Annotated in this window: 19 protein-coding genes and 1 pseudogene; 12 read left to right on the top strand and 8 right to left on the bottom strand. The window is 69.5% G+C overall.

Annotated elements, in window-relative coordinates:
- Positions 1-2,022: a beta-galactosidase gene (locus ACNNMR_RS39205; protein WP_419999490.1), complete on the bottom strand. Its 2,022-nt coding sequence runs from the start codon at positions 2,020-2,022 to the stop codon at positions 1-3.
- 145 nt (positions 2,023-2,167) lie between these two features.
- Between ACNNMR_RS39205 and ACNNMR_RS39200 the strand changes: the two genes are divergently transcribed.
- The 4 genes from ACNNMR_RS39200 to ACNNMR_RS39185 are packed head-to-tail and all read left to right on the top strand — an operon-like array spanning position 2,168 to position 6,294.
- On the top strand, positions 2,168-3,463 hold the full coding sequence (locus tag ACNNMR_RS39200; RefSeq protein WP_419999489.1) for an ABC transporter substrate-binding protein: 1,296 nt from the start codon (positions 2,168-2,170) through the stop codon (positions 3,461-3,463).
- Positions 3,460-4,395: a carbohydrate ABC transporter permease gene (locus tag ACNNMR_RS39195; RefSeq protein ID WP_419999488.1), complete on the top strand. Its 936-nt coding sequence runs from the start codon at positions 3,460-3,462 to the stop codon at positions 4,393-4,395. Before ACNNMR_RS39200 ends, ACNNMR_RS39195 begins: the two co-directional genes overlap by 4 nt.
- The gene (locus ACNNMR_RS39190) at positions 4,392-5,234 is read left to right on the top strand and encodes a carbohydrate ABC transporter permease (protein WP_419999487.1); all 843 of its coding nucleotides are present in this window, start codon (positions 4,392-4,394) and stop codon (positions 5,232-5,234) included. Before ACNNMR_RS39195 ends, ACNNMR_RS39190 begins: the two co-directional genes overlap by 4 nt.
- 34 nt (positions 5,235-5,268) lie before the next feature.
- Positions 5,269-6,294 carry a LacI family DNA-binding transcriptional regulator gene (locus ACNNMR_RS39185; protein ID WP_419999486.1) on the top strand — a complete coding sequence of 342 codons (1,026 nt, stop codon included), beginning with the start codon at positions 5,269-5,271 and terminating at the stop codon, positions 6,292-6,294.
- A 36-nt stretch (positions 6,295-6,330) separates the two neighbouring features.
- Here ACNNMR_RS39185 and ACNNMR_RS39180 read toward each other — a convergent pair whose 3' ends face one another.
- The 7 genes and pseudogenes from ACNNMR_RS39180 to ACNNMR_RS39150 form a co-directional block, all read right to left on the bottom strand.
- A complete protein-coding gene (locus ACNNMR_RS39180) occupies positions 6,331-7,368 on the bottom strand; it encodes a rhamnogalacturonan acetylesterase (RefSeq protein WP_419999485.1) in 1,038 nt (345 codons plus the stop codon).
- A complete protein-coding gene (locus ACNNMR_RS39175; protein WP_419999484.1) occupies positions 7,365-10,097 on the bottom strand; it encodes a Tat pathway signal sequence domain protein in 2,733 nt (910 codons plus the stop codon). Before ACNNMR_RS39175 ends, ACNNMR_RS39180 begins: the two co-directional genes overlap by 4 nt.
- 67 nt (positions 10,098-10,164) lie before the next feature.
- Entirely contained in the window at positions 10,165-10,743 is a 579-nt protein-coding gene (locus ACNNMR_RS39170; protein WP_419999483.1) for a hypothetical protein, read from the bottom strand.
- A gap of 5 nt (positions 10,744-10,748) precedes the next feature.
- A complete protein-coding gene (locus ACNNMR_RS39165) occupies positions 10,749-11,630 on the bottom strand; it encodes a carbohydrate ABC transporter permease (protein ID WP_419999482.1) in 882 nt (293 codons plus the stop codon).
- Positions 11,627-12,628: a carbohydrate ABC transporter permease gene (locus ACNNMR_RS39160; RefSeq protein WP_419999481.1), complete on the bottom strand. Its 1,002-nt coding sequence runs from the start codon at positions 12,626-12,628 to the stop codon at positions 11,627-11,629. Before ACNNMR_RS39160 ends, ACNNMR_RS39165 begins: the two co-directional genes overlap by 4 nt.
- Complete coding sequence (locus ACNNMR_RS39155; protein WP_419999480.1) at positions 12,628-13,938, bottom strand: extracellular solute-binding protein; 1,311 nt, start codon at positions 13,936-13,938, stop codon at positions 12,628-12,630. The genes ACNNMR_RS39160 and ACNNMR_RS39155 overlap by 1 nt, the downstream gene beginning before the upstream one ends.
- A gap of 140 nt (positions 13,939-14,078) precedes the next feature.
- A pseudogene (locus ACNNMR_RS39150) lies at positions 14,079-15,116 on the bottom strand (glycoside hydrolase family 43 protein); the annotation flags it as partial.
- Between the two features lie 198 nt (positions 15,117-15,314).
- On the opposite strand from ACNNMR_RS39150, the gene ACNNMR_RS39145 reads away from it, so the two are divergent.
- The 8 genes from ACNNMR_RS39145 to ACNNMR_RS39110 all read left to right on the top strand — a co-directional run bounded on the left by ACNNMR_RS39145 (position 15,315) and on the right by ACNNMR_RS39110 (position 24,552).
- Positions 15,315-17,249, top strand: a complete 1,935-nt coding sequence (locus tag ACNNMR_RS39145) for a rhamnogalacturonan lyase (RefSeq protein ID WP_419999479.1) — start codon at positions 15,315-15,317, stop codon at positions 17,247-17,249.
- 9 nt (positions 17,250-17,258) lie between these two features.
- Positions 17,259-18,347, top strand: coding sequence for a family 43 glycosylhydrolase (locus tag ACNNMR_RS39140; protein WP_419999478.1), 1,089 nt, complete (start codon positions 17,259-17,261; stop codon positions 18,345-18,347).
- A 93-nt stretch (positions 18,348-18,440) separates the two neighbouring features.
- A complete protein-coding gene (locus ACNNMR_RS39135) occupies positions 18,441-19,523 on the top strand; it encodes a glycoside hydrolase family 5 protein (RefSeq protein ID WP_419999477.1) in 1,083 nt (360 codons plus the stop codon).
- Between the two features lie 125 nt (positions 19,524-19,648).
- Complete coding sequence (locus tag ACNNMR_RS39130) at positions 19,649-20,143, top strand: peptidoglycan-binding domain-containing protein (RefSeq protein ID WP_419999476.1); 495 nt, start codon at positions 19,649-19,651, stop codon at positions 20,141-20,143.
- Positions 20,144-20,290: 147 nt separating this feature from the next.
- Positions 20,291-21,298 (top strand): LacI family DNA-binding transcriptional regulator, encoded by a 1,008-nt coding sequence (locus ACNNMR_RS39125; RefSeq protein ID WP_420000630.1) that lies wholly within the window; start codon positions 20,291-20,293, stop codon positions 21,296-21,298.
- Positions 21,299-21,424: 126 nt separating this feature from the next.
- On the top strand, positions 21,425-22,723 hold the full coding sequence (locus tag ACNNMR_RS39120; protein ID WP_419999475.1) for an extracellular solute-binding protein: 1,299 nt from the start codon (positions 21,425-21,427) through the stop codon (positions 22,721-22,723).
- Between the two features lie 6 nt (positions 22,724-22,729).
- Positions 22,730-23,719, top strand: a complete 990-nt coding sequence (locus ACNNMR_RS39115; RefSeq protein WP_419999474.1) for a carbohydrate ABC transporter permease — start codon at positions 22,730-22,732, stop codon at positions 23,717-23,719.
- Positions 23,716-24,552, top strand: coding sequence for a carbohydrate ABC transporter permease (locus ACNNMR_RS39110; RefSeq protein ID WP_419999473.1), 837 nt, complete (start codon positions 23,716-23,718; stop codon positions 24,550-24,552). The genes ACNNMR_RS39115 and ACNNMR_RS39110 overlap by 4 nt, the downstream gene beginning before the upstream one ends.
- The last annotated feature ends 20 nt before the right edge of the window (positions 24,553-24,572 follow it).

The following is a 24,572-nucleotide window of genomic DNA, read 5'->3' as shown; positions in this document are numbered from 1 at the left end:
TCAATCGAGGCGCACCACCCGCACGCTGCCCGCAGGAAGGGCGAGATGGCACTCAGTGCGTTCGCCCGTGAGGAGTTCGGTGCCGGAGCCGTCGAGGGGGATCTTGGCCTCGTCCGTGGTGTGGTTGATGGCGAAGACGTAACCGCGCCCGTCGGCGCTGCGGCGCACCACCTCGACGTCCCGCGGCAGGCCGGCGCGGTCGGGCAGCCGGGCGTCGGTGCCCGCCGGGGCCAGCACCGCGTCGAGCGCCGCGGCGTCGAGGCGGGTGGAGACGTACCAGGCGGTGCCCGCGCCGAGCCGGTGCCGGGTGATCGCGGGGCGGCCCGCGGCGGGTCCTTCGGCGTACGACCACATCGTCTCGGCGTCGCGCGGCACCACGAATTCGGTCCAGACGTCGCCGGTGAGGGACTCCTCGCCGCCCTGCCCCGACAGCCGCACCCGCTCCCCCGGAAGCAGCGGCGACCACTCCTCGACAGTCAGGCCGAGGACGTCGCGCAGCGCGCCCGGGTAGGCGCCCGGGTGCACGCCGTCGTGTTCGTCGACGATGCCGGAGAAGTACGACACGACGAGCGTGCCGCCGCCCTCCACATACGCGCGCAGATTGTGCCCCGCCGCCTCCGACGTCAGGTAGAGCGCGGGGACGACGACCATGCGGTACGCCGAGAGATCCGCCTCCGGGTGCCGGAAGTCCACCGTCAAGTGCCGGTCGTAGAGGGCCTCGTAGAAGACGTCGAGCCGCTCGCGCGCGTCGGCGTCCTCGCTGGGCCGCCACTCCAGGCGCTGGGCCCACCACGACTCCCAGTCCCACAGCACGGCGACATCCGCCTCCGTACGAGACCCACGGATCTCGCCCAGCCGGTCCAGGTGCGCACCCAGCGCGCACACCTCCCGCCACACCCGACTCTCCGTCCCCGCGTGCGGCAGCATCGCCGAGTGGTACTTCTCCGCGCCGCGGCGGGAGGCCCGCCACTGGAAGAACATCGCGCCGTCGGAGCCGCGGGCCACGTGGGCGAGGGAGTTGCGGGCCATTTCGCCGGGCGCCTTGGCCGGGTTGTGGGGCTGCCAGCTGACGCCGGAGGTGGAGTGTTCGAGCAGCAGCCAGGGGGCGCCGGCGGCGAGGGAGCGGGTGAGGTCGGCGGCGAGGGCGAGGCCGACGTGGGTGCGGCGGCCGTCGGTGATCAGGTAGTGGTCGTTGGTGACCAGGTCGACCTCGGGGGCGAAGGACCAGTAGTCCATGGAGTCGCATTGGGCGGGGGCCGTCATGAAGTTGGTGGTGACCGGGACGTCGGGGCTCAGGGCGCGGAGGATGTCGCGCTCGGCGGTGAAGTTGGCGCGCAGCTGGTGGTTCGCGAAGCGCTGGTAGTCGAGCTGTTGCGCCGGGTTGGCGGTCGTGGGGGTGGTACGGGGCGGGTTGACCTGGTCGAAGCCGCCGTAGCGCTGGCTCCAGAAGGCGGTGCCCCAGGCGTCGTTGAGGGCGGCCACGGTCTCGTATCGCTGCCGCAGCCAGACCCGGAAGGCGGTGGCGCACGTGTCGCAGTAGCAGGCGGAGACCGGGACGCCGTACTCGTTGTGGACGTGCCAGAGGGCGAGCGCCGGGTGGTCGCCGTAGCGGCGGCCGAGCTGGGAGGTGATGGCGCGGGCGGCCTCGCGGTACGCCGGTGAGCTGTGGCAGATCGCGCCGCGGGAGCCGAACTCGTACCGCATCCCGGAGGCGGTGACCGGCAGCGCCTCGGGGTGGGCGCGGTAGAACCAGGCGGGCGGGGAGACGGTGGGGGTGCCGAGGTCGACGGCGATGCCGTTCTCGTGCAGCAGGGTGATCAGCCGGTCGAGCCAGCCGAAGTCGTAGCGGCCCGGCTCCGGCTCCAGCAGCGCCCAGGAGAAGATGCCGACGCTGACCATGGTCACGCCGGCCTCGCGCATCAGCGCCACGTCCTCCGCCCAGACCTCCTCCGGCCACTGCTCGGGGTTGTAGTCCCCGCCGAAGGCAAGCCGGGTCAGGCCCTTCGGGGCGTGCTGCGGCATGGGCGCGCTCCTTGCGTGTTCGAGATTTCGTGTGCACGTGCACAGCTTCGATATCTCCTAGATAACCGCAGCACTTCGACCATTGACAAGAGTCATCTGTGTTTCTCTACTGTGAACGTTCACAGACCAGGAGAGGGACACTCCCATGAGAAAGCACTTCGCTGCCCTGGGCACGGCTGCCGTCATGGCGGCGACCGGGGCGCTCGCCACCGGCTGCGGCTCCGGCGACGACTCAGCCGGCTCCGACGGACCGGTCGAGCTCACCTACTGGGCCTGGGCCCCCGGCCTGGACAAGGCGGTCGCCACCTGGAACAAGAAGAACCCCGACATCAAGGTCACCGTCCAGAAGCAGGCCTCCGGCGACGACCTGGTGACGAAGATCCTCACCGCCGCGAAGGCGAACAAGGCCCCGGACCTGATCCAGGCCGAGTACCAGGCGCTGCCCACTCTGATCAGCAATGACGTGGTGGCGGATATATCAGGCGAGGCCGGTGACCTGAAGAGCAAGTTCCCCGCCGGCATCTGGCAGCAGGTCACCCTCGGCTCCGACGCCCTTTACGCACTGCCGCAGGACTCGGGCCCGATGATGTTCTTCTACCGCAAGGACCTCTTCAAGAAGTACGGCCTTGAGGTCCCGGCCACCTGGGACGATTTCGCCGAACAGGCGCGCGACCTGAAGAAGCAGGCCCCGGACATCTCCCTGACCACCTTCGCCGCCAGCGAGGCCGGCCAGTTCGCGGGCCTCGCCCAGCAGGCCGGCGCCAAGTGGTGGACCGCAAAGGGCGAGAAGTGGAACGTCGCCATCGACGCCCCGCCCGCCCAGAAGGTCGCCGACTTCTGGGGCGGTCTGGTGAAGGAAGGCGCGGTCGACAACAAGCCGATGTACACCCCGGCCTGGAACAAAGCCCTCAACACCGGCAAGCAGATCTCCTGGGTCAGCGCCGTCTGGGCGCCGGGCGTACTCTCCTCCGTAGCCCCCGACACCAAGGGCAAGTGGGCCATGGCCCCGCTGCCGCAGTGGTCCAAGGGCGATACGGCCACCGGCAGCTGGGGCGGCTCCTCCACCGGCGTCACCAACGACGCCGAGAACAAGGAGGCCGCGACCGAGTTCGCCACCTGGCTGAACACCGACCCGGAGGCCCTGGCCGTACTCAACAAGGAAGGCGGTCTCTACCCCGCCGCCACCGCGGCCCAGAAGGCGCTGAAGACCCCGCCGGCCTTCTTCGCCGACCAGACCGACTTCTACCCCACGGCCACGAAGATCGCCCAGCAGACCGCGCCCGGCAACTGGGGCCCGAACGTCAACGTCGCCTACCAGTCCTTCAAGGACGGCTTCAGCAAGGCCGCCAAGTCCAAGGGAGACTTCGGCACCCCGCTGACCGCGATGCAGAGCGCCACGGTCAAGGACCTGAAGAAGCTGGGCTTCGAGGTCTCGGAGTGACTCCCCTCATCAAGGCACGCCGGAAGGCGTACGGGCCGCCGCGCCGCGCGCCGTACGCCTTCCTCCTCCCCGCCGGCGCGCTGTTCCTGCTCTTCTTCGCCCTGCCGATCGGTTACGCGGTCTACCTCAGCCTCCGCAAAGTGGAGGTCAAGGGCCTCGGCCTCGGCAAGGGCGCCCGCGAGGAGACCTGGGCGGGCGTCAGCAACTACACCGCCGCCTTCACCGACTCCGAGCTGCTGCACGGGGCGCTGCGGGTGCTCGGGTACGGGCTGATCGTGGTCCCGGTGATGCTGGGCCTTGCGCTGCTGTTCGCGCTGCTGCTGGACACCGAGCGAGTACGGGCTTCCGCCTTCAGCCGCCTGACGATCTTCCTGCCGTACGCGGTCCCCGGCGTCGTCGCGGCGATGCTGTGGGGCTTCCTCTACCTCCCGGACGTCAGCCCCTTCCACTGGCTGTTCGGCGAACTCGGCCTCCCCGAACCCGACCTGCTGGACGGCGCCCCGCTCTTCGGCGCTCTCGCGAACATCGCCGTATGGGGCGGCACCGGCTTCAACATGATCGTGATCTACACGTCCCTGCGCGCCCTCCCCGCCGAGGTCTTCGAGGCGGCGAAGATCGACGGCTGCTCGCCGATGCAGATCGCGCTCCGTATCAAGATCCCGATGGTGGCCCCCTCGCTCGTCCTCACCTTCTTCTTCTCGGTGATCGCGACCCTGCAGGTCTTCAGCGAGCCGACCACCCTCAAGCCGCTCACCAACGCCATGTCCACCACCTGGAGCCCGCTGATGAAGGTCTACCAGGACGCCTTCGTGAACGGCGACATCTACGCCGCGGCCGCCACCGCCGTGCTGATCGCCCTGGTCACGCTGGTGCTGTCCTTCGGCTTCCTGAAGACGGTGGGCACGCGCACGAACCAGAGGGAAGCCCGATGACCGTACGCGTCCGCCGCATCGCCCTGACCCCGACCATCGTGCTGGCGCTGGGCGCGCTCTACTGCCTGATCCCCGTGGCGTGGGTGGTGATGGCCGCGACCAAGTCGAGCGGCGAGCTGTTCTCGACCTTCACCTTCCTCCCCGGCAGCGGCCTTACGGACAACATCGCCGACCTCTCGTCGTACCGCGACGGCATCTACTGGCGCTGGCTGGGCAACTCCGCACTCTACGCGGGCGGCGGCGCGCTGCTGTCCACGGCGGTGTCGGCGATGGCGGGCTACGCCCTCGCCATCTACCGCTTCCGCGGCCGGGAAAGCATCTTCAACGTCCTCCTCGCCGGCGTGCTGATGCCCCCGATCATCCTCGCCGTGCCGCAGTACCTGCTGCTGGCGAAGGCCGACATGACCGACTCGTACCTGTCGGTCCTGCTGCCGTCGATCCTCTCCCCGTACAGCATCTACCTCGCCCGGATCTACGCGGCCGCCGCCGTCCCCGCCGAGATCGTCGAGGCGGGGCGGATGGACGGGGCGAGCGAGTGGCGGATCTTTACGCGGGTGGCGCTGCCGATGCTGCGGCCGGGGCTCGTGACCGTATTCCTGTTCCAGTTCATCGCGATCTGGAACAACTTCCTGCTGCCGTACATCATGCTCGGCGACGACGAGCGCTTCCCGGTGACGCTGGGGCTGTTCACGCTGCTGCGGCAGGGCGCGGGCACCCCCGCGCTCTACACCCTGGTGATCACGGGCGCGCTGCTCGCGATCGTCCCGCTGATCGCGCTGTTCCTGTCGATTCAGCGCTTCTGGAGTCTGGATCTGCTGTCCGGGGCCGTAAAGTCCTGACCAGCGGGCGCAACGAGAAGGAAGATCTGCAGACATGGCGACGGACCGGCGCAAGGCGAAGGCGCCCACCATCCATGATGTGGCCCGGGTGGCGGGCGTCTCCCGGGGCACGGTCTCCCGGGTGCTGCAGGGCGGGCAGAACGTCAGCCCCGCCGCGCTCGAGGCGGTGAAGTCCGCCATCAAGAAGACCGGCTACGTGGTCAACCGGGCCGCCCGCCAGATGGTCACCGGCCGTTCGGGATCGGTCGCCTTCCTGCTCACCGAGCCGCAGGAGAAGCTCTTCCACGACCCCAACTTCGGCGTGTTGCTGCGCGCCTGCACCGCGGAGCTGGCGGCGCACGACATCCCGCTGCTGCTGATGATCGCGGGGACCGAGGACGAGCGCCGCCGCAACATGCGCTACATCACCGCGGGCCACGTCGACGGCGTGCTGCTGATCTCCAGCCACCACGGCGACCCGGTGACGGCGGAGCTGCACGCCGCCGGGGTGCAGCTGGTGGTGTGCGGCAAGCCGCTCGACCAGAGCGCGAAGTTCGCGCACGTCGCGGCGGACGACCGGGACGGGGCACGGGAGATGGTGCGCTATCTGTACGGGTCGGGGCGCCGCCGCATCGCCACGGTGACGGGACCGCTGGACACCCCGGGCGGCGTGGACCGGCTCGCCGGATACCGCGAGGCACTCGCCGAGTACGGGCTGCCCGCGGACGACGCGCTGATCGCCACCGGCGACTACAGCCGCAGCAGCGGCGCCGCGGCCGCCCAGCAGCTCCTGGAACGGGCCCCGGACCTGGACGCGGTCTTCGTCGCCTCCGACCTGATGGCGCAGGGCGTGCTCGCCGTACTGGAGCGGACCGGCCGCCGAGTGCCGGAGGACGTCGCGGTCGGCGGTTTCGACGACTCCCAGGCGGCCCTCGAATCCCGCCCGGCGCTGACGACCATGCGTCAGCCGTACGACCGGATCAGCGCGGAGATGATCCGCCTGCTGCTGGCCCGGATAGATGGCGAGGACCCGGCCGCGGTGATCCTGCCGACGGAGCTGGTGGTGCGGGACTCGGCATGACGGGACGGGATGCGGCGTAATCCCGACCGCCGCGGGTCAGCTGACGTCCCGTTCCCGCAGCAGCCCTTGACGTTGCAGCTCGTCGCGCACCATCGCCGCATACTCCGTCGCGCCGCGCTTCGAGGTGTGGGTGTTGTCGCGCTTCTCGTCGTAGAGGTAGAGGGGCTTGGAGCCCTCGACGCCCAGACCCTCCACCCGGGCCTTGGTCAGGGCGGTCAGGTCGATGAGCGGGGTGTCGAGGGCGACGGCGACGCCGCGGACCTCGGCTGGGTGGTTCACGCCGAGGCCGTTGACCAGCAGGGCGGTGTCGTTGTTGAGGGTGCCGTCCGGGCTGAACCAGCGGCGGACGATCGGCGTGAGCAGGACCGGGTCACCGCCCTCGGCGCGTACGCCCTCGACGAGGGTGGTGAGGTTCTCGCGGTAGGTGGCGGCGTCGGTCTCCTTGTCGTTGTGGGCGAGCTGGATGAGGACCAGGTCGCCCGTCCGGATCTGCGGGCGGACCGCCGCGAACAGGGCCGGGTTGTCCAGCCAGGTGACCGTGGACTCCCCCGAGTCGGCGTAGTTGGCCACGGAGATGCCGCGGCCCAGAAACTGCGGCAGCTGCTGGCCCCAGCCGGCGTACGGGGCGTTCTGCTGGTCACACGCCGTCGAGTCGCCGATCACAAGCAGCCGCGGGGTCTTCGCCGGCGTGACCCGTACGGCGCCGAGCCTGGGCGCCGCGCCCGTGAAGGTGAGGTCGAGGCCCGGGTTCCCGGGTGGGCCGAGCGGCTCGCCCTCCGGGTTGCGGACGTCGACGGTGAAGCTGCGGTTGAGCCGCTCCCCAGCGCCGGTCGCCGTCTCGGGCAGCATCGCGCGGCGGGTCTCCGCCATGACCGCGGTGCTGCCCGGGGTGTCACCACCGAGCTCGGCAGTGACGGTGTACGTGCCCGGCGGGACGTCGAAGTGGCAGACGACCGGGGCGGTGCCGGTGCAGTTCTCCAGGCCTGGCCCGCGGTCCGAGGACGCGGCGACGGGATACGCCGCCGCGCCCAGGACCGTGGCCGTCGCGAGCGCGACGGTGAGCGAACGTCTCACCGCGCGCCGCCCGGAATCTTGTCGCCGACCAGCGCCAGGTTCTGGATGGCCGCGAGGCCGTAGAGCGCCGTGGTGTTGGTGGAGATCTCCGGGTTCTCGTAGCCGGGCTCGAGGACCTGCGGGCCGGTGAGCTCGGTCTTGCTCCAGTCCATCGACTCCAGATAGCCGTCGGAGCGGTAGAACTTCTCCCACGCCCGCGCGGCCAGCTTGTCGTCCTTCGCCTTCACCGCAGCGTAGGCGTCCAGCCGCGAGTGGCCCTGGAACAGCAGCATCGGACCGAAGTCCTTGCCGTAGCGCTCCTTCTGCTCGGCCTTGGTCGCGTTGAAGTAGCGGCAGTAGTCCAGCCAGGCCTCGGTGAACTCCGGCATGTCGATCAGGTCGATGACCTCGGCGCACATCTCGACGAGCCCGAACATGGCGGACAGGTGCGACACATCGACCTTGGGCTCCTTGCCGACCGCGTACTTCCCCGTGTCCAGGTCGTACAGCCCCGAGCCCTGCACAAAGCCGTTGGGCTGCGCTCCGATGGTCTCCATCGTCGCGCGCAGCCGCGCCTCCGCCTTCTCCGCCTTGGGGCCCTTGCGCTCCCACTCGGTCAGCCAGGCGGCGGCCAGCCCGCTCCAGGACGTACCGAAGCCGATGTCCAGCGCGTGCGGATCGGGCTCGTACGGCTCCTCGCGGATCTTGCGGATCGGGTCGATGACGAGGAAGGTTTCGTCCGAGTCGACGAGAGCGTGCATCAGGTCGCCGGTGCGCTCGTCGGCGGTGAGGAAGTAGTACGCGCGGCGATAGACGGCCGTCGAGATGCGCTGCTGCTTGGCACTGTCGGCGAAGTGCTGCACGCCGTGCCGGGTGCCCAGGCCCGCCCACTCGCCCAGGTGGTAGACGTCGACCTCGCCGGTGTGGCGGGTCATGGCCTCGGCAAAGCGGAAGATGTCCGCGCGGCCGGAGCGCAGGTAGGCGAACCACAGCCACAGGTCGGGCGAGAGTTCGGAGTTGTCCCAGGCGTAGCCGCCGACGTCATAGCGCCACTGGTGCCGGTCGTGGTCGTACGAGTGCATGACGTCGCCGTAGTCCCAGAAGCCGTACCAGCGGCGCTGTTCCCGCTGGTCCTTGTAGTAGGCGAAGAGGTAGTCGAGGTGGTCCTCGATCTTCGCCTTCGCCGCGTCGCTGCGGTCGACCGGGGCGAAGAGGCCGCCGAATACCCCGGCGCGGGTGAGGGATGCGGGCGAGGCGGCGAGCTGGGGCGGGGTACGGACGGCGGCGGCCTGGTCGACGAGGGTGGCCGCGGACGGGGTGGCGGCGTTGGCCCAGAACATCAGCTCGCTGGTGCGGGCGATGCCGTACGGGATGCCGAACTTGGGCTCGTAGTCCTCGTAGGTGATCTCAAGGCCTTCGAGCTGCTCAGGGTAGGTGTCCTGGCCCATGCCGTCGTGGTACGTCCGCAGGTCCATGGGCTGCGCCTCGGGCGAGTACAGCCAGAGGGTGACGGTGGCGGTGTCCGTGTGGGCGCCGCGGATGTCGAGCTGGGCGGGGTGCTTCTGCCAGAAGTCGCGGAGGCCGAAGGAGAGTCCCCCGGAGGCGCCGCCCACGTAGCCGAAGCCGGTGGCGCGGCCGCCGCCGCCGGCGGGGATCCAGGCGTGACCTGACTTGGTGCGTTTGCGGAGGGTGAAGCCGTCGGCGGAGAGCTGGGAGAGGGTGTAGTCGCCCCAGTGCGGGACGTATTGGAGGCGGGTGGTGACGCGCTGGTCCCAGGTGGTGGGGTCGGGGAGTTTCTCGCCCTTGATCTGGGCGGTGCGGACCGTCGCGCCCGGGTCGCGGCGGAGGCCGGTGATGCCCTGGACCGCCTCAGTGAGGAAGCCGTCGTTCTGGCCGGCTATGCGGATGTGGCGGTCGTACGCCTTGTCGCGCATGGGGATGTCGAAGCGGACGCCCAGGCCGCGGATGAAGTCTTTGTTCTGATCGCCGTCGTACGTGATGGTGTGCACCATGCGGAACGAGTCGGCGCCCGCGTAGAAGTACAGGCGGATGGAGAAGGGGAGCCAGGCGTGGCCGTGGCGGCGGTGCTTGCCGTCGATGCGGATGACGGCGCGGAGGGGGCCGTCCTGTTCGATCTTGGCTTCGCGGATGTCGCTTTCGTAGGCGTGATAGGCGGCGCCCGGGTTGTCGATGTCGGGCTGGCGGTGGAGGACCAGGCGGCCATTGCGGGCGATCTGTGTGCTGCCGCGGGTGATGGAGCGGACGAGTTCGGAGCCGTCGGTGCCGAGCGTGGCGGTGATGACGCCCGTGGATACGGTGATGGTGCGGCCGCTCTTCTTGACCGCGATCTTCTTGGCGGGGGCGGGGCCGGTGGCGCCGGGCTTGAGGGTGAACTCGTCGGCCTTGGCGTCGCGGGTGGTGGCGTGGGCGGTCCATTTGAGGGTGCCGTCGGGCCAGTAGGCGGTGGGCCAGGTCTGGACGGGGACCTCGGCGCCGTCGCCGGCGGTGAGGGCGAAGGTCTCGTCGGCCTTGAGGGCGCCCTTGGGCCAGGCGACGCCGAAGGTGGTGCCTGGGGCGGCGCCTGGGCCGCCCTTCTCGAGCCATGCGATACGGGCGGGCTCGGCGGCTCGCGGCTTTGCGGCAGCGGCAGCCGGGCTCGCGGCGCCGGCGGTGCCGGTTCCGCCCAGATGCGTCACCAGGCCGGTGGCGGCCGCGGCCTTGAGCAGGAACCTGCGGTCGATCGGAGACATGGGGGGTCAGCCCTTTCCAGGTGATGGAACAGGAGAATGTGCATCGGTGCTGATCAGCGGCCGGGCGTCAGCCCGGCGACTCGCGTCGGCGCTCGACCGCGATCGCCGCGGCCACCGCCATGCCGAGCGCGGGCGCCACCAGCGGCAGCGACAGCGCCGCCGACACTCCTACGACCAGCGGCGCCGACAGCAGCAGACACGAACCCACCGGGTCGGCCACCGTCCGGCGGATCGCGGCGGCGAACAGTGCGCGCCACGAGGCGTCCGGCTCCCAGCGCACCGCTGCCCGTAGCACCACGACCGTGAGGGCCAGGAGGCCGAGGCCGCCCACCGCTCCGGCCAGTTGTGCCCCCGGCACCCCGGCCCGGGCGGCGGCGATGTCGGCGGTCAGCAGCGCGGCCGCGAGCACGCACCCGCAGCCGGCCGCCAGCCCCCGCCGCGCCGCCGCGCGGAAGTCCGCTGCGTACTGCCGGAGCCCGGTCTGCTCGTACGCGAGGAGGCGGTGCAGGTGCCGGGCGCCGGCGGCGAGCGCGGCGGGGAGTGTGAGGAGCGGGAGGGCGGCGACGGCGATCCAGATGCCGGTGAGGAGGCATTCGGCGAAGATCGCGAAGCGGTCGCGCGGGCGGACCTCCGCGGCTGCGGACATCGTCGTCACCCCTTCAGTCCCGAGGTCGCCATGCCGTCGATCAGATAGCGCTGGAAGACGAGGAAGAAGGCCAGAACCGGCAGGAGCGCCACCATCGACATCGCGATCATGCCGCCGTAGTTGGCGAGGCCCTCCTGGTCGACGAACATCTTCAGGCCCATCGAGACCGTGTAGTTCTCGGGGGTGTTGAGGTAGATCAGCGGGCCCATGAAGTCGTTCCAGGCGTTGATGAACGTGAAGATCGCGCTGGTGATCAAGGCGGGGCGGCACAGCGGCAGCACGATCGACAGGAAGATGCGCCCGTGGCCGCAGCCGTCGATGCGGGCGGCCTCGTCCAGCTCCTTCGGCAGCGAGCGGATGAACTGCACCATCAGGAAGACGAAGAAGGCGTCCACCGCCAGGTACTTGCCGATCAGCAGCGGGGTCAGGGTGTCGACCCAGCCGAGCTTCTGGAAGATCACGTACTGCGGGATGAGGAGGACGTGATACGGGAGCAGCAGGGTCCCGATCATGAGGGTGAAGAGGACATTGCGGCCCGCGAAGCGGATCCGGGCGAAGGCGTACGCCGTCAGCGAGCTGGAGATCAGGACGCCGATGACCGAACCGACTGCCAGGACCAGGGAGTTCGTGAAGAAGGTCGCGATCGAGATGTCCGCGATGCCTTCCTTCAGGCCCGTGTAGTTGCTCGCGATCGGGTCCGTGGGCAGCAGGTCCAGGCTGCCGATGATGTCTTCGCTCGGCTTGAAGGAGCCGCCGATCAGCCACACCACCGGGTACAGCACGACCATCAGCACGGCCAGCGCCGCGACATGCCAGGCCAGGCTGGCACGGCTCCTGCGGGACCGGTCCTTGCGGCCGGCGGCGGTCAGGGTGGTCAGGGTGCTCATCGCGCGCCCTCCTCGTAGTGCACCCAGCGCCGCTGGGACCAGAACAGCACGGCGGTGACCAGGCCCACGGCCAGCAGCAGCATCCAGGCCATGGCGGAGGCCAGGCCCATGCGGCTGTTCTCGAAGCCCTGGACGTAGAGGTAGCAGGTGTAAACCAGGGAACCGTCCGCCGGGCCGCAGGCGTTGCCGCCCGCGCCGCCGCCGACGATGTAGGCGGAGGCGAAGATCTGGAAGGAGTGGATGGTTTCCAGGAGGACGTTGAAGAAGAGGACCGGGGAGATCATCGGGAGGGTGATGTTCCAGAAGCGGCGCCAGGTGCCGGCGCCGTCCATCTCGGCGGCCTCGTAGAGCTCCACCGGGACCTGCTTCAGGCCCGCCAGGAAGATGACCATGGGGGCGCCGAACTGCCAGACGGTGAGGGCGACGAGGCTGTAGAGCACCCAGTCGGGGTCGCCGATCCAGCCGCCCACGTCCACGCCGAACAGCGCCTTCTGGGCGCGGTCGACGAGGGCGTCGTCGGAGAAGACCGCCTTCCATACGATGGCGATCGACACGCTCGCGCCGACCAGCGAGGGCGCGTAGAAAGCCGCCCGGTAGAAGGCCTGGCCCCGGCGTTTCTGGGCCAGCAGCAGCGCGACGCCCAGCGCGGCGGCGAGCTTCAGCGGGGTGCCGAGCACCACGTACATCAGCGTGACCTTGACCGACTTCTGCCAGCGCGGGTCGGCGAACATCTCGCTGAAGTTGCCGAAGCCGATCCACTTCGGGGTGTCGAAGAGGTTGAAGTCGGTGAAGGCGAGGTAGAGCGAGGCCGCCATCGGGCCGGCGGTCAGCAGCAGGAAGCCGGCCAGCCACGGGGACATGAACAGGTAGCCGGCCAGGTTCTCCCGCCGCCGGCGGGCGCGCAGTCCGGCGGGGCGGGAGGGCCGGCCGCCCGGCCCTGCGGCGGGGGCAGGCGCCGCAGGGCCGGAGTTCTTGAGGGAGGGCAGGGCCGTGGACATCAGGCGCCGAGTGCCGTCTTCGCTTCGGTGAAGAAGGCCTTCACCGCGTCGTCCGTGGAGCGCTTGCCGAGCGACATCTCCTCGGCGATGCGGAGGAAGGCCGCCTCGACGACGTCCGCGCCCGCCGGGTGCGGGGTGATGGGGCCGAGGACCTTCGCCTTGACGAGGGATTCCTCGTACGCGGCGATGTCGGAGTTCACCTTCTTCAGGACCGGGTCCTTGTCCTTGGCCGGGTCGTACGCCTCGTACTGGGCGGTGGTCGTCGGCACGCCGCGGTCGTAGCCCATGATCCGGGCCACCTCCGGGTCGTGGACCATGAAGTTGATGAAGGTGGCGACTTCCTTCGGGTGCTTGGTGCGCTTGTAGCCGCTGAGCATCAGGGAGCCCAGGTATTGGCCGGTCTTCTTGCCGTCGGTGGTCGGGATGGGGGCGAGGCCGTACGTGCTGTCGCCCTCGGCCGTGTAGCGGACGGTGAAGTTGTCCCAGGTGAACTCGCTGGCCGCGAGGCCGTCCGCGGTCGGCGACTTGGGCTTGATCTGGACGGCCTTCTTGGCGTCCGCGGTCAGGCCGGACTTCACCTGCGCGAGCCCGTCGGCCCACCATTCGCGCAGGTCGGACTCGGTGAAGCCTAGGCCCTTCTCGGTGAAGAAGGCCTTGCCCTGCTGGCGGAGGTACGGATCGTAGAGGTACATGATCCCGAAGGAGCCGCCGTCGCCCGCCCGCTTCTGGGTGTCGCGGATCTTGCGCAGGGCGGTGTGGTAGTCGTCCCAGGTCCAGCCCATTTCCGGGGCGACGCCGGCCTTGTCGAAGACCTTCTTGTCGATGACCAGCGCCATGGAGTTGCTGCCGACCGGGACGCCGAGGAGCTTGCCGTCGACCTCGCCGAACTTCTCCAGACCGGCGCGGAAGCCGTCCAGCTTCAGATCGCCGCCCTTGGCGTGGGCGTTGAGGTCGAGGAGGACATTGCGGGTGTCGTACTTGCGGAGGAAGCCGATGGCGTTCTGGAAGACGTCGGGGGCGCCGCCGCCGGACGCCTGGGTGTTGAACTTCTTCCAGAAGTCCAGGTACGGCTGGAAGTCGGTCTTCACCTTGATCTTCGGATGCTTCTTCTCGAAGAGGGCGACGCACTTGTTGATGCGCTTCGCCCGGTCCTCGGCGCCCCACCACGCGTAGCGGATGGTGACGGTTCCGCCGGCGCCGGAACCGCCGCCTCCGCAGGCGCCGGCGGCACCCGCTACACCCAGCGCCGCAAGTGAGCCACCGGCGGCCTTGAGCAGGCTGCGTCGCCCAACATCCCTACTTGTGGCCATGGTTGACTCCTAGAGAGGGTGAGTGAATCGTTTCAGGTAAGCGGTTGCCGGGACAACGTAGGCGGGACGTTTCCACGCCGTCAATGGAAGTGACGAGAATTTGTTGAAGCGCTTCGACACCGATCAGTCGGCGATCAGCCGAAGGCGGCGTCGAGCCGCGTGTATTCGGCGGCCGTCACCGGCAGCACCGTCCCGTGCCGCGGACTGGCGGGCAGTTGGTGCCCGGCGACCAGCTTCCAGTCGGCCGCCGCGAGGTCGGTGGTCTCGAAGGGCAGGTAGCCGCGGCCGCCGTACTCGTCGATGAACAGGTACCACTTCTCCTCGGTGTTCGACTTGAACACCAGCGGGCCTTCCCCCCGCTCCATGGCCCCGTACCCGATCCCCTCGCGCACCGGCTGCCAGGACGTGGAGGTCAGCTTGGAGCTGCGCTCCTGGAAGACGAATTTGCCGTACGGATTGGACGCGTCGGCGCTCCGCTCATCCTTGGAGATGCGGTGGTACGTGCCCTCGTGCCGGATCACGGTCGAGTCGATGACGGACCAGCCGCGATCGATCCAGACCCGGGCATCGGTGAAGGTACGGAAGTCCTTCGTGGTGGCGTAGAGCATGCGGTTGTACGTGTCGCCTGTGTGGCCCGCGTTGTCGTAGAGCTTCGACGCCCAGTACACGACATAGGCACCGAGCGCCGGGTCGTACGTGGCCTCCGGCGCCCAGGTGTTGCCCGCCGCCTCCGGGGCGACCCGGGCCAGCCGAGGCGCGGACCAGCGGACCAGGTCGGCGGACTCCCACACGACGATCGAGCGGCTGCCGTGCCGCTGCGCGCCATCCCAGTCGCCGCTGCCGTAGATCCGCAGGTCGGTGGCTATTTGATAGAAGCGGCGGCCGTTCGAGGAGCGCAGGATGAACGGGTCGCGCACCCCCCGCTCCCCCACCCCGGAGACCAGGACGGGCGCGCCGCCGTTCAGCTCGCGCCAGTGCAGCGGGTCGTTGCCGTCGCTCAGGGCGAAGCGGATCTGTTCGCCGTCGGCGGTGCCTTCGCCGGTGAAGTACGTGAAGAGGTAGCCGGCGTACGGGGCACGGCGGCCGGCGGCGTGGGCGGTCGTGGTCCCGGTCGCCGGTAGGGCGGCCAGGGCGCCTGCGGCGACGGCGGACCTGAGGAGGGTTCTGCGGCTCTGCATCCGGTGCTGCCTTCCGGGGTGGGGGCGGGCCTGAAGGGGAGATTCCGTCCGTTCGAAATCCCGTACAACGGTTGTGATTTCGCACGGTGAACGTAAGGTCGCGGGTCGGCCGCGTCAACCAGCAGGTCACACGGCGGCAACCTTTCCCGGATCCACGGCGACCAGAGAGCACTTCCGTCCCCGACCGATGAGGCCCCGATGCCCGCTCTCCCCCCACGCGCCAGGCGCCGCCGCCGCGGCACCCGGCGCCCGATGGCCGCGCTGGTCACGCTCGCGCTGCTCGGCACCGGCGGCGCCTTCGCCGCCACCCAGCTCGCCCAGGCGGACGAGACGGTCCCCCGGCCGGCCAACAGCGCCGCCAAGGCGCTCGCCGCCGCCCGCGTCGCCGAGCAGCTCGACCGCGGCCCGGTCGCCGTGCCCGCCAAGGGCGGCATCCTGATCACCTGGCGGATGCTGGGCGACGACCCGGAAGACGTGTCCTTCCGGCTCTACCGCGGCGACAAGCTGATCGAGGAGACCCAGACGACCAACTTCCTCGACCCCGACGGCACCGCCGACTCCGCGTACGAGGTGCGCGCCGTGGTCAACGGCGCGGAACAGCCCGGCGAGAAGGCGGGCGTCTGGGGGTCAGGACGCCTGGACATCCCCCTCGACAAGCCGGCGGGCGGCAAGACCCGCGACGGCGTGTCGTATACGTACGCCGCGAATGACGCCTCGGTCGGCGACCTAGACGGCGACGGCGCGTACGAGCTGGTGCTGAAGTGGGTGCCCTCGAACGCCACCGACGTCGCCAACTCCGGCACCTGCACCGGACCGACGCTCTATGACGCGTACGAGCTGAGCGGCAAGCGGCTGTGGCGGATCAATCTGGGCACCAATATCCGCAGCGGCTCGCACTACGACTCGTTCCAGGTCTACGACTACGACGGCGACGGCAAGGCCGAGATCGCGGCGCGTACATCGGACGGCAGCAAGGACGCCGCCGGCAAGGTCATCGGCGACGCGAGCGCCTCGCATCTGGCGGACAACTGCGCGGTGCTGAGCGGGCCCGAGTTCCTGTCCGTCTTCAATGGCGCGTCCGGGAAGGTCATGGACTCCGTCCCCTTCGAGCCCGCCCGCGGGAAGGTCTCCGACTGGGGCGATACGTGGGGTAACCGCGAGGGGCGGCTGCTGTCGGCGACCGCGTATCTGAGCGGGTCGAAGCCCTCGATGGTCTTCACCCGGGGGATCTACGAGCGGGTGGCGCTGGCGGCGTACGACTGGAACGGCACGTCACTGACCCGGCGCTGGAAATTCGACAGCAACAGCTCCACCAATGCCGGCAAGGGCTACAACCAGCAGGGCAATCACAACCTCGCGGTCGCCGATCTGGACGGCGACGGCAAGGACGAGGTCGTATACGGCGCGATGGCCGTCGACGACAACGGCAGCGGGCTGTGGACCACCAAGCTGGGGCACGGCGACGCGCTGCACGTCGGCGATCTCGATCCGGCGCGAGCCGGGCTTGAATCGTTCAATGTGCATGAGCACACGGACTCCGCGTACGGCTACGAGATGCACGACGCGAAGACCGGCAAGGTCCTCTGGGGCAGCAGGACCGGCACCGACGTGGGCCGCGGCCTCTGCGCCGACCTGACGAAGCAGCACGCGGGCGCGGAGTGCTGGTCGAGCGGCGGCGGGCTGTACACGGCCGCCGGGAAGAAGATCAGCGACGCGGTGCCGTCCTTCGGCGGCGGCGCCTCGTACAACTCGGCGCTCTGGTGGGACAGCGACGCCAACCGCGAGCTGCTCGACCACCGCTGGTCGGGCTCGGCGGGCACGGGCTATGCGCAGGTCCTGAAGTACACCGGCACCACCGAGCTCTCCCGCATCTGGTCCGACCAGGACGCCAAGTCCAACAACTGGACCAAGGGCAACCCGTCGCTCTCCGCCGACCTGCTCGGCGACTGGCGCGAGGAGATGGTCTGGCGCAACGCGGACTCGACGGCCCTGCGCCTGTACACCACCCCGCACCCGACGGACTACCGCCTCCCGACCCTGATGCACGACCCGGTCTACCGGACGGGCATCGCCTGGCAGAACACCGGCTACAACCAGCCGCCGCAGGTCAGTTACTACCTGGGCACGAAGTAGGAGCCATCCATGACCCCCACACTCAAAACCCGTGCGCGCACCCGTCGGCCGGCGCCGCTGCTGGCCGCCGCCGCGCTCCTCCCCGGCGCGCTGCTGCTGGCGCAGCAGAGCCAGGCGGCGCCCGAGGCCGAGGATGCGGCCGCGCCGAAGGCCGCGTTCACCAACCCCGTGGTGACCGAGAACGGCGCCGACCCGTCGATCGTCCAGCACCAGGGCACGTACTACCACCTCGGCACCACCTGGAAATCGCACCTGGAAATCCGCAAGGCGACCACCCTCGGCGGCCTGAAGTCCGCCAAGCCGACGACCGTCTATACGGAGAAGGAGCCCTCGCGCTGCTGCAACATGTGGGCGCCCGAACTGCACCAGCTCGACGGGCCCAACGGCAAGCGGTGGTACATCACGTACAGCGCGGGTGTCGCGGCGAACATCGATCACCAGCAGGTGCATGTGCTGGAGAGCGCGGGCACCGACCCGTCCGGCCCGTACCACTACGCGGGCAAGGTCGATCCATACGGCGACAACCGCTGGATGATCGACAGCACCTATCTGACCAGGGGCGGGGCGCTGTTCATGCTGTACTCCTTCTGGGAGGGCGGCACGCAGAACCTCTACATCGCGCAGATGAAGAATCCCTGGACCCCGGCGGGTGCGGGCCGGCGCATCGCGACGCCGACGCACGCGTGGGAGAAGTCGGGCGGCTCGGTCAATGAGGGCCCGTACGTCCTGAAGCACGACGGCCGGATCTTCCTCACCTTCTCGGCGTCGCACTGCAATACGCCCGACTACAAGCTCGGGCTGATGGAGCTGACCGGGAAGAACCCGCTGGATGCGGGGTCGTGGAAGAAGTTCGAGAAGCCGGTCTTTGAACGTAATGACAAGGCGGGTGTCTACGGGCCCGGGCACAACAGCTTCTTCACGTCGCCGGACGGGAAGGAGACGTGGATCGCGTATCACGCGAACGCGAAGGCGACGGACGGGTGCAGCGGCACGCGGACCACGCGGGCGCAGAAGGTGTCGTGGAAGGCGGACGGGACGCCGGACTTCGGCGCGCCGGTGGGGGCGGGGGTCTCGCTCCCGGGGCCGTCCGGGGAGTAGGGAGGCCGCGGCAACCTTCCGGCGCGGCGGTGGCGACTACGCGGTGACTCTTTCCCCTGTCCCCCACGAGGAAGCAATCCCCCCATGCGTCCCATGCGTTCACACCGCCGTAGCCGCCGCCTCCACGCCGCCGCCGCGGCCGCCGTCGCCACCGCCGCGCTGGCAGCGGGCACCTACGCGATGGCAGGCACCGACGACAGCCCGGCGCCCGAGCAGCGCGGCGCGGCGTCCTCCCCGGCGGACACCGCGGCGGCCCCGGCCCCGTACGGAAAGCTCGAGGTCTGCGGCAATCAGCTCTGCGGCGCCGACGGCAAGCCGGTCCAGCTCCGCGGCATGTCCTCCCACGGCATGCAGTGGTACGCGCAGTGCGTCACCGACGCCTCGCTCGGCGCGCTGGCTTCCGACTGGAAGGGCAACACGGTCCGGATCTCCACCTACGTGCAGGAAAACGGCTACGAGACCGACCCGGCGAAGTTCACCAAGCTCGCCATGGACGCCATCGACGCGGCCACCGCCAAGGGCCTCTACGTGATCGTCGACTGGCACATCCTCAACCCCGGCGACCCGGCGCACAACACGGAGCGGGCGAAGACCTTCTTCTCCGCCCTCGCCGAGAAGTACGCGGGCTCGGAGAACGTCATCTACGAGATCGCCAACGAGCCGCACGGCGTGTCCTGGCAGTCCATCAAGGACTACGCCGAGACCATCATCCCGGTGATCCGGGAGCGGGACGCGGACTCGGTGGTCCTGGTCGGCACCCGCGGCTGGTCCTCCATGGGGCTGGCGGAGGGCGCGACCGAGCAGGAGATCGTGGACAGCCCGGTGGCCGCGAAGAACATCATGTACACCTTCCACTTCTACGCGGCCACGCACCGCGACAACTACCTCCAGACCCTGGAGCGCGCCGCCGGCAAGCTGCCGGTGTTCGTCTCGGAGTTCGGCCTCGACGAGGCCTCCGGCGACGGCGGCAACGACCTGACGATGGGCGCCAAGTACCTCGACCTGATGGCAGAGAAGAAGATCGGCTGGACCGCCTGGAACTACTCCGACGACGCCCAGTCCAGCGCCGTCTTCAAGCCGGGCACCTGCGCCTCGGGCGACTACGCGGGCGCCGGCGCGCTGAAGGAGTCGGGCACCTTCCTGCGCGAGCGGATGCGCGCCGGGGGCGAGGGCTGACGGACGGCGGCGGCCCGGGCATGATGCGAGGCCGGAATTGAGCGATGACAGAGGGTGATCGTTGCGGTTGACTGACCCTCGCGACATGGGCGGACCGAGGGGGGACGCTGGACATGTTCAATTCCATGACCAAGGCGAAGAGAGCGATCGCGGCGATCTGCGCGGCCGTCGCGCTGACGGCCACCGGGCTGACCTCCTCGGCTGCGCAGGCGGCCACGGACACCGACAGCGGCACGCTCGCCACCCAGCACTGCAACGACTACCGCCGGTTCACCAACTCCGGCAGGGTGCTCGGCCTCCCGGTCTACGCCCTCTTCGCCAACTACACGAAGGACTGCCTCCTCACCTGGGGTGACGGAAGCGGCAGCAGTGGGCCGGGCCGCGGCACCGGAACCAGCCAAGCTGTGTGGTATCTGCAGTTCTCACTGAAGTACTGCAACAACGCCTCGATCGCCCTGGACGGCTACTACCGGGACGACACCCGGGACGTGGTGACGTGGATCCAGGCCGCGAACGGCATTACCGCTGACGGCAAGTACGGCCCGAAGACCCGCACCGTCATATGGTGGGCCTTCGTCAACCTCGACACCGGAGCGTATACCTGCGGTCGCATCGCCTAGTGATCCGGGCCACGTTAGCGCCTGAGAACTTTCGGTCGACTTCCGGTAACGTCACCGAGGAGTGAACCCGCTGACCAGTGGCGGGGATTGACTTTCCGGAAGCTTCCGGTGGAGGTGGGGCACGTGGCCGACGACGGGGCCGACGGAATGACCGGCAAGGTCACCATCACCGACATAGCGAGGGAGGCGGGGCTCTCCGTACCGACGGTGTCCCGGGTCGTCAACGGGCGGTCCGACGTCTCACCCGCCACCAGGGCGCGGGTCGAGGACCTCCTGGACCGGCACGGCTACCGGCGCCGCACCTCGCCGGGCGGCCGGGCGGGCCTGCTCGACCTGGTCTTCACCGACCTCGACAGCCCCTGGGCCGTGGAGATCATCCGCGGCGTCGAGGAGGTCGCGCACGAGGCGGGCGTCGGCACCGTGGTCTCCGCGATCCACGACCGGGCGGGCGCCGCGCAGCAGTGGCTGACCAATCTGCGGGCGCGCGCCTCCGACGGGGTGATCCTGGTGACGTCGGCGCTGACCCCGGGGATACACGACGAGTTGCGGCGGCTCGGGGTGCCGTTGGTGGTGGTCGACCCGGCGGGGTCGCCGTCCACCGAGGCGCCGACGGTGGGCGCCGCCAACTGGGCGGGCGGCATGGCCGCCACCGAGCACCTGCTCGAACTCGGGCACCGGCGCATCGGGTTCATCGCGGGCCTGCCGCGGCTGCTGTGCTCCCGGGCCCGCCTCGACGGCTACCGGGCCGCCCTGGACGCCGCGGGCGTGCCGGCCGACGACGCGCTGGTCGTGCCCGGAGACTTCTACCACGCGTCCGGGTTCGCGGGCGCGGAGCTGCTCCTCGATCTCGCGGAGCCGCCGACCGGGATCTTCGCCGCGAGCGACCAGATGGCGCTCGGCGCGATCGAGGCGCTGCGCCGCCGCGGCCTGCGGGTGCCGGAGGACATGAGCATCGTCGGCTTCGACGACCTGCCGGAGGTGCGGTGGTCGGCGCCGCCGCTGACCACGGTGCGGCAGCCGCTCGCCGATATGGGCAAGCTGGCCGCACGCTCGGTGCTCGATCTCGCGCGGGAGATCCAGCCGGCTTCGCCGCGGGTCGAGCTGGCGACGGAACTCGTGGTCAGGGCCAGTACGGCGGCGCTGCACCCGGCATAGCGGGCGGCTCCTCCCTTGGGGGTGTCAACGACCTTATTTGTTAAGGCCGTTGACACCCCCTTCGCGTGTCCGTAACTTCTGACGCCACTTCTCGATAATTCTCGGCATTCTTCCGGAAGGGGTGCCATGGCAGCCTCCGATTTCTCCCGCCGTCGCTTCGTGGGGGCCGCTTCCGCGGCCGGTCTCGGGGCGGCCGGGCTCTCCGCATGCGGCGGCTCCGACGGCGGCAGCGGCACGGACAGCAAGGGCCGCACCGTGATCGAGTGGTGGCACATCATCACCTCCGACCCCGGCAAGAGCGTGTTCGCCGAGCAGGCCAAGGCGTTCGAGAAGGCGCACCCCGACGTGCGGATCAAGATCGTCATCTTGGAGAACGAGGCGTTCAAGGCGAAGCTGACCACCCTGACCAGCTCGGGCAAGCTGCCCGAGCTCTACACCACCTGGGGTGGCGGCGTACTGAAGCAGCAGGTCGACGCCGGGCTCGTCGAGGACCTCACGGCGCAGGTCAAGCCCTGGATCGGCGACCTGGTGCCCGCCTCCCGCAAGGCATACGAGTTCGACGGCAAGATCTACGCCGTCCCGCACGACATCGGCTGCGTCGGCTTCTGGTACAACAAGGCGCTCTTCAAGAAGGCCAAGATCACCGAACCGCCCGCCACCTGGGCCGACTTACTCGACACGGTCAAGAAGCTCAAGGCCGCCGGGATCACCCCCATCGCCCTGGCCGGCAAGGAGAAGTGGCCCGGCATGTACTACTGGGCGTACCTGGCGATGCGCCTGGCCGGAATCGGCGGGATGCAGAAGGCCGCCGATGCCAAGGACTTCACCGGCGACGCCTTCGTCAAGGCCGGCGAGCACCTCAAGGAGCTCGTCGACCTCAAGCCCTTCCAGAAGGGCTTCCTCGGCGCCCCCTACTCCACCCCCAGCGGGATGGCCGCCCTGATGGGCAACGGCAAGGCCGGGATGGACCTGATGGGCCAGTGGGATCCGACGACGCAGGAGACCGAGGGCAAGGGCCTGGGGGACGACCTCGGCTTCGTCCCCTTCCCGACCGTGGCGGGCGGCCCGGGCAAGATCACCGACGTGTTCGGCGGCGGTGGCGGCTACGCCGTGCGCAAGGGCGCCCCCAAGGAGGCGGTCGAGTTCCTGAAGTTCTTCGTCGGCGCCGCTTCCGACCGCAAGCTGGTCAAGGAGGCCAATGCGATGCCGGTGCACAAGGAGGCCGTAAGCGCGCTCACCAGCCCCCAGCTCAAGGCCGTCTCCGATTTGCTCAACAAGTCCACCGGCTTCCAGCTCTACCTCGATCAGGCATATCCGCCCGCCCTCGGCCAGGAGATCAACGACTCGGTGGCGGCGCTGATCGCCGGGTCCAAGTCGCCTGAGCAGGTCACCCGTTCCATCACTCAGGTCGCCAAGAGCGCCTAGCCGACGATGTCTTCGACTCATGTGCGCGCCGAGCGGCTCGCACTCGCCAAGGAAACGGATCCGCCCGAGCAGAACCGGCGGCCGCTGGCCCGCCGGGTCCGGGACTGGCTGACCGCCTTCGCCTTCACCACGCCCGCGCTGGTGCTGTTCCTGCTGTTCGTGATGCTGCCCATCGTGTACGCGCTCTACGTGAGCTTCTTCAACTGGGGTGGCATCGGAGCGCCTTCGGACTTCGTGGGCACGGACAACTTCACCCGCCTGCTCGACGACCCGGTCTTCCTCGGCGACCTGTGGCGCGGTCTGCTCCTCGTCGTCTTCTCCGTCGTGCTGCAACTCCCGTTCGCACTCGCCATGGCCGTGCTCCTGAACCAGAAGCTGCGCGGCCGGGCCTTCTACCGGATGCTGTTTTTCGCCCCGTTCGTGCTGTCCGAGGTCATCACCGGAGTCCTGTTCAGCATGATCTTCAGTCCTGATGACGGGCTCGCGGACAAGGTGCTCGGCTCGATCGGGCTGGACGGGGTGGGCGGACTGTGGTTCGCCGGGCAGAACACCGTGCTGCCGACCCTCTTCCTGGTCATGACGTGGAAGTTCTTCGGCTTCCACATGATGCTCTACCTGGCCGGGCTGCAGGGCATCCCGGCCGAGTTGCACGAGGCCGCGCGGATCGACGGCGCGAGTGCCTGGCGGCGTTTCTGGCACATCACGCTGCCGCTGCTCGGCCCCACCCTGCGGATGTCCGTGTTCCTGTCCATCATCGGCGCCATCCAGCTCTTCGACCTGGTGTGGGTGGTGACGCAGGGCGGTCCCGACCACCATTCGGAGACGATGGCGGTCACGCTCTTCCAGTACGGCTTCAAGCGCTACCAGGTCGGCTACGCCAGCGCGATCAGCATCGCCATGTTCCTGATCAGCCTCGTCTTCGCCCTCGGCTACCAGCGCTACGTGCTGCGCCGCGACACCGAAGGAGCCATCACCACCATGCGAGCGAACCGATGACCGCGGCGCTGTGGCGCCGGCTGCGCTCCGTACCGCTGTACGTGGCGGTGTGGCTGGTCGGGATCGTGATGGTGACGCCGCTGCTGTATGCCCTGCTCTCCGGCTTCAAGTCGACCGACCAGCTGTCGGGGAACCAGTTCGGGCTGCCGTCGCCGTGGGTGACGGAGAACTACACCGGCATCCTCGGGGACAGCGCCTTCTGGCGCTCGATCGGCTCGTCCACGCTGATCGCGGTGGCCACCACACTGCTCACCGTCGGCACCGCCGCCCTCGCCGCGTATGCGCTGGCCCGGTTCGCGTTCCGGGGCCGGGAGACGCTGTACATGCTGTTCACCGTGGGGCTGATGTTCCCGTTCGCGGTGGCGATCCTGCCGCTGTTCATCCTGCTGCGCACCTTCGGACTGCTCGACAACCCGTGGGGGGTGATCCTGCCGCAGGCCGCGTTCGGGCTGCCCGTGACCATCGTCGTACTGCGGGCCTTCTTCCGGCAGATCCCCGGCGAGCTGGAGGAGGCGGCGACCATCGACGGCTGCTCGGCGTACGGCTTCTTCTGGCGGATTCTGCTGCCCATGGCGCGCCCGGCGCTCGGCACGGTCTCCGTCCTCGCCATCGTGGGCAGCTGGAACAACTTCCTGCTGCCGCTGCTCGTCTTCACCGACCCGACGTGGTGGACGATCCCCGTCGGCGTCCAGCAGTTCCAGGGCCAGTACGCCTCCGACATCGCCCGCATCTTCGCCTACCTCGTCCTCGCCATGGCGCCCGCCCTCGCCTTCTACGCCGTCGCGGAACGGCAGCTGATCGGCGGCATCACGCTGGGCGCGACCAAGGGCTGAGGCTGCCGGCCCCACACTTC

Origin of the sequence: Streptomyces boninensis (genome assembly GCF_048572725.1) — a bacterium.
Lineage (GTDB): Bacteria > Actinomycetota > Actinomycetes > Streptomycetales > Streptomycetaceae > Streptomyces > Streptomyces boninensis.
The sequence above is the reverse complement of the archived record's forward strand: the minus strand, read 5'-3'. Positions and strand labels throughout refer to the sequence as shown.

What these genes read in the sequence shown, in the direction of transcription:
- ACNNMR_RS39205 (WP_419999490.1), bottom strand. Translation starts at nt 2,022, where the DNA reads ATGCCGCAGCACGCCCCGAAGGGCCTGACCCGGCTTGCCTTCGGCGGG.
- ACNNMR_RS39200 (WP_419999489.1), top strand. Translation starts at nt 2,168, where the DNA reads ATGAGAAAGCACTTCGCTGCCCTGGGCACGGCTGCCGTCATGGCGGCG.
- ACNNMR_RS39190 (WP_419999487.1), top strand. Translation starts at nt 4,392, where the DNA reads ATGACCGTACGCGTCCGCCGCATCGCCCTGACCCCGACCATCGTGCTG.
- ACNNMR_RS39185 (WP_419999486.1), top strand. Translation starts at nt 5,269, where the DNA reads ATGGCGACGGACCGGCGCAAGGCGAAGGCGCCCACCATCCATGATGTG.
- ACNNMR_RS39175 (WP_419999484.1), bottom strand. Translation starts at nt 10,097, where the DNA reads ATGTCTCCGATCGACCGCAGGTTCCTGCTCAAGGCCGCGGCCGCCACC.
- ACNNMR_RS39170 (WP_419999483.1), bottom strand. Translation starts at nt 10,743, where the DNA reads ATGTCCGCAGCCGCGGAGGTCCGCCCGCGCGACCGCTTCGCGATCTTC.
- ACNNMR_RS39165 (WP_419999482.1), bottom strand. Translation starts at nt 11,630, where the DNA reads ATGAGCACCCTGACCACCCTGACCGCCGCCGGCCGCAAGGACCGGTCC.
- ACNNMR_RS39160 (WP_419999481.1), bottom strand. Translation starts at nt 12,628, where the DNA reads ATGTCCACGGCCCTGCCCTCCCTCAAGAACTCCGGCCCTGCGGCGCCT.
- ACNNMR_RS39155 (WP_419999480.1), bottom strand. Translation starts at nt 13,938, where the DNA reads ATGGCCACAAGTAGGGATGTTGGGCGACGCAGCCTGCTCAAGGCCGCC.
- ACNNMR_RS39145 (WP_419999479.1), top strand. Translation starts at nt 15,315, where the DNA reads ATGCCCGCTCTCCCCCCACGCGCCAGGCGCCGCCGCCGCGGCACCCGG.
- ACNNMR_RS39140 (WP_419999478.1), top strand. Translation starts at nt 17,259, where the DNA reads ATGACCCCCACACTCAAAACCCGTGCGCGCACCCGTCGGCCGGCGCCG.
- ACNNMR_RS39135 (WP_419999477.1), top strand. Translation starts at nt 18,441, where the DNA reads ATGCGTTCACACCGCCGTAGCCGCCGCCTCCACGCCGCCGCCGCGGCC.
- ACNNMR_RS39130 (WP_419999476.1), top strand. Translation starts at nt 19,649, where the DNA reads ATGACCAAGGCGAAGAGAGCGATCGCGGCGATCTGCGCGGCCGTCGCG.
- ACNNMR_RS39125 (WP_420000630.1), top strand. Translation starts at nt 20,291, where the DNA reads ATGACCGGCAAGGTCACCATCACCGACATAGCGAGGGAGGCGGGGCTC.
- ACNNMR_RS39120 (WP_419999475.1), top strand. Translation starts at nt 21,425, where the DNA reads ATGGCAGCCTCCGATTTCTCCCGCCGTCGCTTCGTGGGGGCCGCTTCC.
- ACNNMR_RS39115 (WP_419999474.1), top strand. Translation starts at nt 22,730, where the DNA reads ATGTCTTCGACTCATGTGCGCGCCGAGCGGCTCGCACTCGCCAAGGAA.
- ACNNMR_RS39110 (WP_419999473.1), top strand. Translation starts at nt 23,716, where the DNA reads ATGACCGCGGCGCTGTGGCGCCGGCTGCGCTCCGTACCGCTGTACGTG.